This is a genomic window from Polynucleobacter sp. es-GGE-1 (genome assembly GCF_018882005.1).
Lineage (GTDB): Bacteria > Pseudomonadota > Gammaproteobacteria > Burkholderiales > Burkholderiaceae > Polynucleobacter.
Window position 1 is genome coordinate 121,614 of record NZ_JACVPE010000002.1, and the last position, 13,448, is coordinate 135,061.

The window sequence follows — 13,448 nt, forward strand, 5'->3', positions numbered from 1 at the left end:
GGTCCTAATGACTCTGCTATCCCTTTTTTACTTTTTGCCTTTTGCCATCGCTTTTAATAAGAGACGGGCCAACACAGGGGCCATATTTGCCTTAAACCTGTTTTTAGGATGGTCACTCATTGGTTGGGTAGTTTCTCTAGTTTGGGCTCTGAAAGAAGAGCAAGTGATCTAGTTTTGGTCAAAACGGTCGGTTTTGATGATCAATAGGGTTTAAACTCTTATATAAGACTTGAATTAGTCACTATAATTGAAAGATTCGGGTGAAAATGCCCTTTTGGCCTTTCTATTGATTACTTTTACCTCATAGGAAACACAATGTTAGAAGCCTATAACGCACAAGTTGCTGAAAGAGCAGCTCTTGGGATTCCAGCTCTTCCCCTGACCAAGGATCAAACTGCTGAATTAGTAAAGTTACTCAAAAGTCCTCCTGCGGGTAAGGAAGCTGAACTATTAGAGCTTATTACCAATCGCGTTCCAGCAGGGGTTGATGATGCCGCCAAGGTCAAAGCAGAATTTTTAGATACCGTTGCTAAAGGAACAGAAAAGTCTCCTTTGATTTCGCGTGTCAAAGCAACTGAATTATTAGGCACCATGCTTGGTGGCTACAACATCAAACCATTGGTTGAGCTGTTGACGGATGCCGGATGCGGTACAGCTGCCGCCGAAGCCCTCAAGAAAACACTTTTGATGTTTGATTATTTCAATGACGTGCATGAGCTAGCCGAAAAAGGTAATGCTAACGCTAAAGCAGTAATGAAGAGCTGGGCTGATGCAGAGTGGTTTACGAGTCGCCCTGCTGTTCCAGAAAGCCTAAAGCTCACAGTATTCAAAGTCACTGGTGAGACCAATACTGACGATCTCTCTCCTGCGCCTGATGCATGGAGTCGTCCAGATATCCCCTTGCATGCAACGATCATGCTGAAGAACCCACGTCCAGGTATTGAGCCTGATGAATCTGGTGTTCGCGGCCCGATGAAGCAAATCGCCACCCTCCAGAAAAAAGGCAATCAAATTGCTTACGTTGGTGATGTGGTGGGTACTGGCTCATCACGTAAGTCTGCAACTAACTCTGTTCTTTGGTGGACTGGTCAGGATATTCCATTCGTACCAAACAAGCGCTTTGGTGGCGTTTGTTTGGGTGGCAACATTGCTCCAATCTTCTTTAATACCATGGAAGATTCTGGCGCACTCCCAATCGAATTGGATGTATCGCAAATGAATATGGGTGATGAGATTGAACTCCGCCCTTACGAAGGCAAAGTATTTAAGAACGGTCAAGAGATTACTACTTTCGCCCTCAAATCCCCAGTGATTTTGGATGAAGTCCGTGCGGGTGGACGTATTCCTTTGATCGTAGGTAGAGGCTTGACGGCTAAAGCTCGCGCGGCATTGGGTTTACCAGCTTCCACTGAATTCCGCCTCCCAGTAAGTCCGCCTGATAACAACAAAGGTTTCAGCTTGGCCCAGAAGATGGTGGGTCGTGCCTGTGGCTTGCCAGAAGGTCAAGGCGTCCGTCCCGGCACCTACTGCGAACCACGCATGACCACTGTTGGCTCACAAGACACCACCGGTCCGATGACACGTGATGAATTAAAAGACTTGGCTTGCTTGGGTTTCTCTTCTGACTTGGTCATGCAGTCTTTTTGTCACACCTCCGCTTATCCAAAGCCAGTGGATATTCGTACACAACACGAATTACCACCATTCATGACAAATCGTGGCGGCGTTGCATTACGCCCAGGTGACGGTGTGATTCACAGTTGGTTAAACCGTTTACTTCTTCCCGATACTTGCGGTACTGGTGGCGATAGCCACACCCGTTTCCCAATCGGCATTTCCTTTCCTGCTGGATCAGGCTTAGTTGCCTTTGCAGCTGCTACTGGCGTCATGCCATTAGATATGCCTGAGTCTGTATTGGTGCGTTTTAAAGGCAAGATGCAGCCTGGCATTACCTTGCGTGACTTAGTAAATGCAATCCCTTTGTACGCAATCAAAAAGGGTTTGCTGACAGTTGAGAAGCAAGGTAAGAAGAATATTTTCTCTGGTCGCATTTTAGAAATCGAAGGCTTACCTGATCTGAAAGTTGAGCAAGCCTTTGAATTGTCTGATGCTTCTGCTGAACGCTCTGCTGGCGGCTGCACTGTTCATCTAAATAAAGAACCTATCATTGAGTACATGCAGTCCAACATCACTTTGATGAAGTGGATGATTGCCAATGGTTATGAAGACAAGCGTACTCTTGGACGTCGTATTAAAGCCATGGAAGCTTGGATTGCAAATCCACAATTACTCAAAGCTGATGCGAATGCAGACTATGCTGAGATCATCGAAATCAATATCGATGAAATTAAAGAGCCTATCCTTGCTTGCCCTAACGACCCAGATGATGTGAAAATATTGTCTGAAGTTGCTGGCGATAAGATTGATGAAGTCTTCATTGGCTCATGCATGACTAACATTGGCCACTTCCGCGCTGCTGGACAGGTATTACAAGGCAAGAAAGATATGCCAACCCGTTTATGGGTAGCACCTCCTACCAAGATGGATGCGATGATCTTGATGGAAGAAGGCTACTACGGCATGTTAGGTGCAGCGGGTGCACGTATGGAGAGCCCAGGTTGTTCATTATGTATGGGTAACCAAGCTCAGATTCGTAAGGGTTCTACAGCGGTATCGACTTCTACCCGCAACTTCCCTAATCGCTTAGGTATTGATACCCGTGTGTATTTGGCTTCTGCCGAATTAGCATCTGTAGCAGCCCTCTTGGGTCGCTTACCCACTCCTGCTGAATACTTGGAACAAGTAAAAGCGCTTGATGCTAAGGCTGGCGATGTTTATAAATATATGAGCTTCGACAAGATTAAGTCATTTAGCGACGTTGCTGATACGGTAGCGGTGTAATACTCAACATCCCAAGCTAGCAAGAAGTTGGAAAATAGAAAAGGTGATTAAGTGATCACCTTTTTCTTTTAGATCCCAAACGATTAAATCGAGAGTTTATTTTCTTGGCGCGCATTTTCGCGACTGATACCAGTTACCCACTTATTCGTAGGTAAGCCCGTCTTTTCCATAATGAGCTTTGCACGTTTTGAAACATCCTGCCATTCGGCTTCTAACTGAGGACCTTTGAATGCGATTGCGACAACATTGCAATCATGCGATTCTGGAAACAATAAAACACGGTCATCAAAAGCTTCACAGATATTCTGAAGATTGATATCAAAGCTTTGATGGCGTGAGAATAGGTTCACCGTCATTACGCCAGGACTATTTAGAATGTCAAAGCAACCTTGATAAAACTCCAATGAGCTTGCGGCAGGTCCATCACATATAGCGTCATACAGGTCAACCTGAACTGCGTCAAATTGATTCTTATATTGGTTCAATTGAACAAACGTCTTAGCATCAGCCTGCAGTGTCTCCAGCCTACGATCATCATTCGCCATAAAAAACATAGATCGAGCAGCCACTATGACCGCAGGATTGAGTTCAACTACCGTTGTTTTTACTGCCGGACAGTGACGATGTTGAAACTTTGCCAATGCACCCGTACCCAAACCTAATTGCGCCACCTTCATACCAGGTTTGGTCTCTAAAAATAGTAACCAAGCCATCATTTGCTGGTTATATTCAAGATAGATTTCATCAGGATCTCGAATACGCATTGCCCCTTGAATGAGTTCAGTTCCAAAATGCAGATAGCGTACTCCCCCACTTTCTGAAAAGGTCACTGGCTCCATCAACATCATCTAGTGGGGTTTAATTAGCCCAGCGACGTGCATTGCGGAACAAACGCAACCAAGGGCTAGCGCCATCTGGCGTATCCAACCACTCTGGTGGGCACCAACTCATTTGTACTGCTCTGAATACCCGCTCGGGATGAGGCATCAACACTGTAAAGCGACCATCAGCGGTAGTGACTCCAGTTAAGCCCCCAGGTGATCCATTGGGATTCATTGGATAGATCTCCGTTGGATTGCCTTGGTGATCAACAAAGCGTAATGCTGCTAAGCCCTGCTGGGTAATCTGATCTAAGCTTCCCTGTTTACTGAAATTGGCAAATCCTTCGCCGTGTGCAATTGCGATTGGGAGTTGGCTACCTTCCATGCCTTGAGTAAAGATGGAAGGCGATGCGAGCACTTCTGCCATGACTAAACGGGCTTCATATTGCTCAGACTGGTTACGGGTGAACTTCGGCCAAGCCTCAGCACCAGGAATAATCCCTGCCAGATTGCTCATCATTTGGCAGCCATTGCAAACGCCTAAGGCAAAACTATCTTGGCGATTAAAGAAATTGGAGAATTGATCTCGTAGTTTTTGATTGAATAAAATGGTTTTTGCCCAACCTTCACCGGCACCTAAAACATCACCGTAACTAAATCCCCCACACGCGATAAGACCACGGAAATCATCCAGCTTCGCTTTACCACTGAGCAAGTCTGACATATGAACGTCGTAACTATCAAATCCAGCCCAATTGACGGCATAAGCCATTTCTACATGGGAGTTAACGCCTTGCTCACGCAAAATGGCTACTTTTGGTCTCGCATTTTTTGCGATGAATGGTGCGGCAATATTTTCTGCAGCATCAAACGTAAGCTTTGGCGACATGCCAGGATCAGATAAGTTATCCAAGAGTGCAAATTCAGAGTCCGCACAGGCTGGGTTATCGCGTAAACGGGCTATTTGATGGCCCGTATTGCTCCACATCTTGTGCAATACCTCACGCGGTTCTGCAAAGATATTCTTAGCATCGCGCCAAATCTCAATTCGCCCATTGGTATTAGGCTTGCCAATCACATGACTATAAGCACTCAGACCTAATTGACGCAAAATTGCAAAGACTTCATCGCGATTTTCCCTACGAATTTGAATAACGGCACCGAGCTCTTCATTAAATAGAGCGCGAATGGTTTGCTCATGTCGACGGCCAGATACTTGCTGCGACCAGTTTTTCGCATCACCGTAATCTGGCTCATGGCCTGCATCGACTGCAATCATATCGACATTGATAGAAACACCCGTATGCGATGCAAATGCCATCTCGGCTACACAAGCCAGCAAGCCACCATCAGAACGATCGTGATAGGCAAGCAATTTATTTTCTTTGCGCAACTCAATTATTGCTTTAGCCAATGACTTGAGATCTTCTGGATAGTCTAGATCGGGCGCTGACTTACCAGATTGATTGAGTACTTGTGCCAAGATACTGCCAGCCATACGATTCTGACCGCGACCCAAGTCAATCAGAATCAACTCAGTTTCTAATACTGATCCATCTTGATTTTTTAATTGCAATAATGGTGTTGCTGTTTTGCGAACGTCTTGAACAGCAGCAAACGCAGAAATAATGAGAGAAACAGGGGCGACCACTTTCTTGGCCTCGCTACCATCACGCCATTCGGTTGCCATAGACAATGAATCTTTTCCTACTGGAATCGAGATACCCAAGGCGGGACACAATTCCATACCAACGGCTTTAACAGAGTCATATAACTTCGCGTCTTCGCCTGGAGCACCGCAAGCAGCCATCCAGTTAGCAGATAATTTGACATCTTCAAGACGACGAATATCTGCTGCCAATAAATTGGTCAACGCCTCACCAACTGCCATACGCGCTGCTGCTGGGGCATCAATAACTGCCAATGGGGTTCTTTCACCCATAGACATCACTTCGCCACGGTAGCCCTTGTAGTCCATCAAAGTGACAGCACAGTCTGCAACAGGTACTTGCCATGGACCTACAAATTGATCGCGAGCATTTAAACCACCAACGGTTCTATCGCCAATAGTGATTAAGAACGATTTACTTGCAACTGTAGGTTGCTGTAGCACCCAAGCAATGCATTGCGCTAGATCTGTATCAATAACATCAAGTTCTGTAAATTCTTGGTGAACACGTTTCACATCACGATGCATGCGGGGAGGCTTACCCAGCAAAACTTCCATCGGCATGTCGATCGGTAATGCAGAATCTGTGCCTGACGGATGTTTCGAATCGACTAATTGCAATTGACGCTCGGTAGTTGCTTCGCCAACTACGGCAAATGGGCAGCGTTCACGCTCGCAAAAAGATTTAAATAAATCGAGGTCTTTGGCCTCAATCGCTAGTACATAACGCTCTTGAGACTCATTACACCAAATCTCAGCAGGGCTCATACCGCTCTCTTCAAGGGGAACGCTGCGCAGCTTGAAGGTAGCACCTAAACCCGCACCATCAGCCAACTCAGGGAAAGCATTGGATAGCCCGCCTGCGCCAACGTCATGAATAGACACAATGGGGTTCTTCTCACCTAATGCTCGGCAGGCGTTAATCACTTCTTGTGCACGTCGCTCCATTTCTGGATTACCGCGCTGTACTGAATCAAAATCTAAATCTGCTGTATTGGTGCCAGTAGCTACTGAGCTACCAGTTGCGCCACCCATGCCAATCCGCATGCCCGGACCACCCAGTTGAATTAACAAGTGTCCAGATTGAATTGCTTTTTTTGCAGTATGTATGGCATCAATACTGCCAATGCCACCTGCAATCATGATGGGCTTGTGATAACCGCGACGCGTACCGTCTAAGGTTTGCTCAAAAACCCGGAAGTAGCCACCCAAAATTGGACGACCAAATTCATTATTGAATGCAGCACCGCCCAGTGGGCCATCAATCATAATTTGCAAAGGTGTGGCAATCCGTTCAGGCTTGCCGTATTGTTCGCTCTCCCAAGGAAGATCAGTTCCAGGAATATTGAGGTTTGACACTGAGAAGCCAGTTAATCCCGCCTTAGGACGACCGCCTACGCCAGTGGCACCCTCATCCCGAATCTCCCCGCCAGCACCAGTAGAAGCGCCAGGGAAAGGCGCAATTGCTGTTGGATGATTGTGAGTTTCTACCTTCATCAAGGTATGAACTAAGCGCGTATCTTTTTCGTAGCGATGATCAGCGCCTTGAGGACTCCAAGTTTCAGATTCACAACCAGCCATGACTGCTGAATTATCAGAATAGGCAACAATCGTCCCTTCTGGTTGGAGTTGATGTGTATTGCGGATCATGGCAAACAAAGACCGCTCTTGATCATCCCCATCAATTGTCCAAGTGGAATTGAAGATCTTATGACGGCAATGCTCACTATTGGCTTGCGCAAACATGATGAGCTCTACATCGCTAGGATTACGCTCAAGGCGTACAAAGTTCTCTGTTAAATAGGCAACTTCATCATCCGATAAGGCTAAGCCCAATTCTTGATTGGCTTTATCTAGAGCCGAACGACCCTCGGTCAGAACAGGAATGCGGCTTAATGGACGATCATCCAAAGTTTGATAAAGATCATTTGCAGCCTCAACCGCATCAATCACTGTTTCTGTCATGCGATCGTGTACTGCAGTCAAAACAGATTGCAACTGTTCTGGGTTTAATCCTTTTTTACTCTTCCAGGAAAATTGAACTCCGCGTTCGATTCGTAATATAGGCAAGCCGCATTGCAGAGCAATATCGGTTGCCTTACTTGCCCAAGGAGAAACCGTGCCTAAACGGGGAATCATAATTGTGCTGTGCTCAACTCTGGGCCCACTATTGGCTAGAACTAACCAAGATTTGCCTTCACCGATTTTCGAAATAAAGGGTTGGCCATAGGTCAATAAACTTGCAAGGACTTCTTGATTTTGACTGCTCAGTTGTGCTTCAGACCAAATGAAGTGAAGAAACTGGGCTTCAATAGACTCCAGCTCAATTCCTTGGGCTGCTATTGAGGCTAAAAGTCGTTGTTGACGAAACGGGGAAAGCGCATCAGCGCCAGGCAAAAAGTGGAAAAAAGACATCCCTAGATTATAAGGTTTTGCCTACACTAGGCGACCACCCTGCAGGTGTAGCTGGCGCTGGCACCGATTGGCCAAGGCGGGATCATGGGTGACCAATATGAGGGTAGATTGGCTGGCTTGATTGAGCTCAAACAGTAACTGAATCACCCTCTCTCCGCTGGCCTCATCAAGACTGCCAGTCGGCTCATCGGCGAAAAGAATGTCAGGCTGGACAATAAAGGCTCTAGCAAGGGCTACCCGTTGCTGCTCACCGCCAGACAAGGTTTTGGGGAAATGATTGAGGCGATCTTGCAAACCCACCTTTTCAAGCCAAGCCACCGCTTCAGCCTTAGCATCTTTGCGGCCATTCATCTGTGCTGGTAATAAGACATTTTCTAAGGCAGTTAAATGAAATAACAACTGAAAGGACTGAAATACAAAGCTCACATGGGAAGCGCGTAGCTTTGCCCGTCCATCTTCATCTAGAGTATTGAGATCTTGACCCATCAGGTAAACGTTTCCAGAGCTTGGCAGATCCAGTCCAGCCAGCAAGCCTAACAAGGTACTTTTACCGGATCCTGAGGCTCCAGTAATGGCGACACTTTCTCCCTGTGTAATATCAAAACAAATGTCGTGCAAAATGGTTAATGAGCCATCGCTAGATGACACTTGTTTTCCGAGATGATTTGCGCTCAATACTTTTGTTGGAATGCTCATAAATGATTCAAAGTTGGTGGACCTGCAAAAAACAGCAATTGCTATCAATAGGCTTATTTTGCCTGTTAATCCCCATTGCCACAGCGATTCACGCCAATCCTGTGATCTTGGTCATGGGCGATAGCCTTTCAGCTGAATATGGCTTACCCAAAGGGTCAGGCTGGGTCAAGCTTCTTGAAGGGCAATTACAAAAACAATTTAGTCCTTGGACAGTTTTTAATGCCAGCATTAGCGGAGAAACTACTTCGGGGGGTCTCGCTCGCCTACCAGCACTCCTAGAGTCTAAAAAACCAGGAATGGTTTTGTTAGAGCTCGGCGCAAACGACGCATTACGCGGACTATCAATTGAGCAAACACAAAATAACCTTCGAAGAATGATTGTATTGAGCAAAAAAACTGGTGCAAAGGTTTTACTATTAGGGATGCAAATACCGCCCAATTATGGGCAACATTACACTAAACAATTCAAAGAACTCTATTCAACACTCGCAGTCCAAGAAGGGGTTGAATTATTACCCTTCTTTTTAAATGGCGTTGCAGCTAATAAAGAACTATTTCAAGCGGATAACATTCACCCCAATGTTGCGGCACAATCCATCCTCTATAAAAACGTATGGGGCGCTATGGCCCCATATCAAAAACTTCTCCAACCATCACAGTAAAGACCAGTCCAACGTTCTGGATCTACTTTCAGAACTAGCTATCAGATCTAACTACCAGCACCAGTTGATGATGGCTTCAATGGGTTGATCACCTTTACAACAGCCGCATTACGCCAGTAAGCCATAAAACCAGCAAACTCAGATTGAGATGCTAAAGCCTGAATTTGCTGTGCTTGAGCTTTATGAATCTTGGCATCTAAGCCTGTAGGCTGTCGCGCCTGATCTACCCGATATAAGGTTGCGCCAACACCCGGAACGCTGAGAGAAACCACTTTGGGAAATTGATCAGGATGAATAGACATGACCTCATCTAATGCTGGTCCAACTAGATTAGCGGGCTTATTACGTGAAACCCAAAATGGGCTGGCAAAGCCACTGGAATTCTTTGGGTCTTTTTGTAAAGTGCCAAATTTTTCTGCGGCAGCAGCCACCGCTAATTTTTCTGCAGCACGCTGACTAACCTGACGCTTCACTTCAGCGGCAACATCTTGATAAGGCAAAATTTGTGCAGGATGAAATGTGACTACCCGAGCAGAAACAAAAACACCAGGGGTAGTTTGTACAGCTTCAGTATTACGTTTGTTCTTCAATGCCTCATCACCAAACAATGACTGGACCACTTTTGGATTTGCTAGTGGATGTTCTCTAGAAACACCAGTGACGCCAGAGCGGGTCAATCCCTTTTGCGTCTGAATCGATAATTTTAATTTATCAGCAGCAGGTTTCAGGCTATCAGATTGGTCATAAGTCATATTGGCAAATTGGTCTGCCTTTTCGCTAAATGCTTTGGCATCTTCTTTGGGATCAGCCTTCAGAACGATATATTCCACGTCAATAAACTCAGGGCTTTCAAATAACTTAGCATTCGCGTTATAGAAAGCCTGTAGTTCGTCTTGACTGGGATTCACTTTACTCAAATAGTCTTTAGCAGTAAACGACAGGGTTTGAACTTGACGCTCTGTTTCATAGAGCGTAGAAACAATTTCAGATAGTTTCGGTGTGCCGATCTCAGTCCGTGCGACGGAGTTAACTAATTGCCCAATCTGTAAATCAAAAGCCTGACTTGCGTAAAACTGCTCTTCATTTAAACCATTGCTAGCCAGTAGTTGCTTGAAGCGAACACCATCAAAACTGCCATCTTGACGATAGAGAGCACGAATTTGAGGAATACCTTGCAGACTCTTAATCAAAGCCTCTTTACCAACTTGCATACGAAGATCAACTACAGCAAAACCGAGGATGCGTTGTTGCAGCAATTCATTCAAGATGGCCTGTTTAAATGGCAAGCTTTGGGCAATTTGCAAATTACCGCCAACACGTTCAGCCTGTCGCTTAGCAGCGTTATCGACTTCTTGCGCAGTAATCGGTTTGCCGTTGACTTTGACCAAATCCGTCTCTTTGTCCATGAAGCTGGAATAGCTCGAAATACCAAAAAAGACGAATGACGGAACAATGAACAACATCAGCACGAGCTGAAGTAATTTTTGATGCTTACGGACGGTATCAAACATGAATTAGATCGCTAGTAAAGATTAGAAATAAGCAGGGATAGTAAGAGTTTACTAGGCACAGGAGATATAAATCAGAAAGCCGAGAAAAGGCTATAGATGGTGAATATTTGGTGGGCGCTGAGAGGCTCGAACTCCCGACATTCTGCGTGTAAGGCAGACGCTCTACCAACTGAGCTAAGCGCCCCAAAATATTACAGGTGAGATTGTAACCTAAGCGTGGGTTTTCACATGAAAACCATCAAAACCGCCCTCAAATACAGTGTGGCTTTGATGATCACTGGGCCCTCTACCTAACTTAGTTTAGTGCTTAAGAATATCTCCGGAAGAGACACTTTCACTGGCTTTACTTGCCTCAGTGACTTTCTTAGCCAACTCTTCAGGAGTAGGATCAGGCAGTGCTTCTGGCATGCGCTCTAAAGCGAGCTCAAGAACCTTATCAATCCAGCGAACTGGCACAATTTCGATCGCATTCTTAACGTTGTCTGGAATATCAATCAGATCTTTGACGTTTTCTTCAGGTATCAAGGCCAACTTAATACCACCACGATGAGCAGCCAATAGTTTCTCTTTCAAACCGCCAATCGGAAGTACTTCACCTCGCAAAGTAATTTCACCAGTCATGGCCACATCAGATCGAATGGGAATTCCTGTAAATACGGATACCAACGCAGTAGTGATCGCGATACCAGCTGAAGGGCCATCTTTAGGAGTTGCACCATCGGGGAAGTGGATATGGATATCTTTCTTCTCAAATGCCTCATCTGTGATACCCAGACGTTTTGCTCTAGAGCGAACCACAGTACGTGCAGCCTCGACTGACTCCTTCATGACATCGCCAATCGAACCGGTGCGAGTAATAACACCTTTACCGGGCATCGTCGCAGCCTCAATTGTCAGAAGATCGCCGCCTACTTCAGTCCACGCCAAACCAGTCACTTGACCAACTTGATTCTCTTTACCAGCCAAACCGAAGTCATACATGCGGACAGATAAGAACTTCTCTAAATTATCTGCATTGACAACAATTGGCGCAGCTTCTTTTTTCAAGAGCAAAAGCTTAACTACTTTACGGCAGATCTTGCTAATTTCTCTTTCAAGGGAACGCACACCAGCTTCGCGAGTGTAGTAGCGAATCATATTGCGTACAGCACTCTCTTCAATCTTTAATTCATCCTTTTTCAAACCATTGTTCTTGATTTGCTTTGGAATTAAATAATTCACAGCAATACTGGTCTTTTCATCCTCGGTATAGCCAGCCAAACGAATGATTTCTAAACGATCAAGCAATGGGCCGGGAATATTTAATGAATTAGAGGTGGCAACGAACATCACATCTGAGAGATCAAAATCAACCTCGACATAATGATCTTGGAACGTATGGTTTTGTTCGGGATCCAAAACCTCCAATAAGGCGCTAGCAGGATCACCACGGAAATCCATGCCCATCTTGTCCACTTCATCCAAGAGGAATAATGGATTGCGCACACCTACTTTGGTTAAGCTAGTCAATATCTTGCCCGGCATAGAACCAATATAGGTACGGCGGTGACCACGAATCTCAGACTCATCGCGCACACCACCCAATGCCATACGCACGAACTTTCGATTGGTTGCACGAGCAATCGATTGACCTAGAGATGTTTTACCAACACCAGGAGGACCAACTAAACAAAGAATCGGCGCTTTGACACGATCAACGCGTTGTTGGACTGCGAGATATTCCAGAATGCGTTCTTTGACTTTGTCTAAACCATAGTGGTCTTCATCCAATACTTTTTCAGCATTAGTCAGATCATTATTGATCTTGGTCTTTTTCTTCCAAGGAAGATTGACCAGGGTATCAATGAAGTTACGAATCACGGTAGCTTCAGCAGACATAGGCGACATCAACTTGAGCTTCTTCAATTCTGATTCTGCTTTTTTCAAAGCCTCTTTAGGCATACGAGCCGCTTTAATGCGCTTCTCGAGCTCTTCGAGATCAGCACCCTCTTCACCCTCGCCTAATTCTTTCTGAATCGCTTTGACTTGCTCATTCAAGTAGTACTCGCGCTGACTCTTTTCCATTTGGCGCTTCACGCGTCCACGAATGCGCTTTTCCACTTGCAGAATATCGATCTCGCTTTCAAGATCAGCCAAGAGGCTTTCGAGACGCTGAACAACATCAGTCATCTCCAGTAAGCGTTGCTTCTGCTCCAGTTTGACTGGTAAATGTGCGCAAATCGTGTCGGCAAGACGGCTTGGGTCATCAATGCCACCAAGCGATGACAAGATTTCTTGCGGAACTTTTTTATTCAGTTTTACGTATTGATCAAACTGAGCCATGATGGCGCGGCGCAAGGCTTCAGTTTCATGGGCATCAATGGCATTTAAAGCCGTTGGCGTAGCTTCGCAATTGAAGTAACCAAGGCTATCTTCAATTTGGCTCACTTCAGCACGTTGTACCCCCTCAACAAGCACCTTCACGGTGCCATCAGGTAATTTAAGCATTTGCAGAATATTGGCAATGCAACCGACCTCATAGAGATCCTCAATAACAGGCTCATCCTTAGCAGCAGTCTTTTGCGCTACTAAAAGGACGTTTTTACCCGTTTCCATCGCGGCCTCTAGTGCTTTAATGGACTTTGGGCGACCCACAAATAGGGGGATCACCATATGGGGGAAGACAACTACGTCCCGTAAGGGCAGTAACGGTAGTTGAATCGGTTCAGAGGGTAGTAATAAGTGGCCAGGCATTAGGCAATTCCTCCAAAGTAATCAATCCTCAAGGGTCTTC

General features: G+C 45.6%; 8 protein-coding genes and 1 tRNA gene. 3 read left to right on the forward strand and 6 right to left on the reverse strand.

Annotated elements, in window-relative coordinates:
* Positions 1–7 precede the first annotated feature (7 nt).
* Together ICN35_RS01660 and ICN35_RS01665 are read left to right on the forward strand one after the other, a co-directional pair.
* Positions 8–172 carry a superinfection immunity protein gene (locus tag ICN35_RS01660; RefSeq protein WP_255535671.1) on the forward strand — a complete coding sequence of 55 codons (165 nt, stop codon included), beginning with the start codon at positions 8–10 and terminating at the stop codon, positions 170–172.
* Positions 173–315: 143 nt separating this feature from the next.
* Positions 316–2,901: a bifunctional aconitate hydratase 2/2-methylisocitrate dehydratase gene (locus ICN35_RS01665; protein WP_216123737.1), complete on the forward strand. Its 2,586-nt coding sequence runs from the start codon at positions 316–318 to the stop codon at positions 2,899–2,901.
* A gap of 83 nt (positions 2,902–2,984) precedes the next feature.
* On the opposite strand, the gene ICN35_RS01670 is transcribed toward ICN35_RS01665, so the two are convergent.
* From ICN35_RS01670 to ICN35_RS01680, 3 genes are read right to left on the reverse strand one after another with little or no spacing between them, the layout of a single operon-like run.
* Entirely contained in the window at positions 2,985–3,740 is a 756-nt protein-coding gene (locus ICN35_RS01670; RefSeq protein WP_216123872.1) for a spermidine synthase, read from the reverse strand.
* Positions 3,741–3,759: 19 nt separating this feature from the next.
* Entirely contained in the window at positions 3,760–7,806 is a 4,047-nt protein-coding gene (purL, locus tag ICN35_RS01675; RefSeq protein WP_216123739.1) for a phosphoribosylformylglycinamidine synthase, read from the reverse strand.
* 21 nt (positions 7,807–7,827) lie between these two features.
* Positions 7,828–8,496 carry an ABC transporter ATP-binding protein gene (locus ICN35_RS01680; protein ID WP_370625648.1) on the reverse strand — a complete coding sequence of 223 codons (669 nt, stop codon included), beginning with the start codon at positions 8,494–8,496 and terminating at the stop codon, positions 7,828–7,830.
* A gap of 8 nt (positions 8,497–8,504) precedes the next feature.
* Here ICN35_RS01680 and ICN35_RS01685 point away from each other — a divergent pair, with 8 nt between their 5' ends.
* Positions 8,505–9,164: an arylesterase gene (locus ICN35_RS01685; RefSeq protein WP_216123748.1), complete on the forward strand. Its 660-nt coding sequence runs from the start codon at positions 8,505–8,507 to the stop codon at positions 9,162–9,164.
* Between the two features lie 47 nt (positions 9,165–9,211).
* Here ICN35_RS01685 and ICN35_RS01690 read toward each other — a convergent pair whose 3' ends face one another.
* The 3 genes from ICN35_RS01690 to lon form a co-directional block, all read right to left on the reverse strand.
* Positions 9,212–10,675, reverse strand: a complete 1,464-nt coding sequence (locus tag ICN35_RS01690) for a peptidylprolyl isomerase (protein WP_216123752.1) — start codon at positions 10,673–10,675, stop codon at positions 9,212–9,214.
* Positions 10,676–10,783: 108 nt separating this feature from the next.
* Positions 10,784–10,859 (reverse strand) — tRNA-Val (locus tag ICN35_RS01695).
* Positions 10,860–10,975: 116 nt separating this feature from the next.
* Positions 10,976–13,408, reverse strand: a complete 2,433-nt coding sequence (lon, locus tag ICN35_RS01700; protein ID WP_216123753.1) for an endopeptidase La — start codon at positions 13,406–13,408, stop codon at positions 10,976–10,978.
* Between the last annotated feature and the right edge of the window lie 40 nt (positions 13,409–13,448).

Coding starts and splice junctions, on each gene's coding strand:
- ICN35_RS01660 (WP_255535671.1), top strand. CDS start 8: ATGACTCTGCTATCCCTTTTTTACTTTTTGCCTTTTGCCATCGCTTTT.
- ICN35_RS01665 (WP_216123737.1), top strand. CDS start 316: ATGTTAGAAGCCTATAACGCACAAGTTGCTGAAAGAGCAGCTCTTGGG.
- ICN35_RS01670 (WP_216123872.1), bottom strand. CDS start 3,740: ATGGAGCCAGTGACCTTTTCAGAAAGTGGGGGAGTACGCTATCTGCAT.
- purL (WP_216123739.1), bottom strand. CDS start 7,806: ATGTCTTTTTTCCACTTTTTGCCTGGCGCTGATGCGCTTTCCCCGTTT.
- ICN35_RS01685 (WP_216123748.1), top strand. CDS start 8,505: ATGATTCAAAGTTGGTGGACCTGCAAAAAACAGCAATTGCTATCAATA.
- ICN35_RS01690 (WP_216123752.1), bottom strand. CDS start 10,675: ATGTTTGATACCGTCCGTAAGCATCAAAAATTACTTCAGCTCGTGCTG.
- lon (WP_216123753.1), bottom strand. CDS start 13,408: ATGCCTGGCCACTTATTACTACCCTCTGAACCGATTCAACTACCGTTA.